General features: G+C 31.8%; 1 pseudogene. It reads right to left on the bottom strand.

Annotated elements, in window-relative coordinates:
- Window positions 1-76: 76 nt before the first annotated feature.
- A pseudogene (locus J7R05_RS08890) lies at window positions 77-390 on the bottom strand (carboxynorspermidine decarboxylase); the annotation flags it as partial.

The raw sequence follows: 390 nt of genomic DNA, 5'->3' as shown, positions 1-390 counted from the left end.
CAATAATGAGCACATTTTTTTTCATTGTAGTTGGTCTCCTTTTTAATATCGCTGCATAATTTTTATATTTTTTTGATTATGAAAGATTGTTTTTATAGTCATTATAGTTGAATTGACGTTGAATGGTTAGATTTCTATTGCATTCTTTAATAACAATGGCAGGCATCGCAACGCCATTAAACCAGTTTTTCTTAAACATTGTATAGCCTGCGGCGTCTTGAACAGACTGTCTGTTTCCTATTTTAAGTAATTCAGGAAATTGGAATGTTCCAACAATATCGCCAGCTAGACAAGATTTTCTGCCAATCATGATTTAATGTGATCCTTGATTTGGTTCTAATTTTGCATTTTTACGATAAATGAGAAGATCAAGCATATGTGCTTCATTTC

This window comes from Bartonella capreoli (genome assembly GCF_902813205.1).
Lineage (GTDB): Bacteria > Pseudomonadota > Alphaproteobacteria > Rhizobiales > Rhizobiaceae > Bartonella > Bartonella schoenbuchensis.
This window is presented reverse-complemented; position numbering and strand designations above follow the sequence as displayed.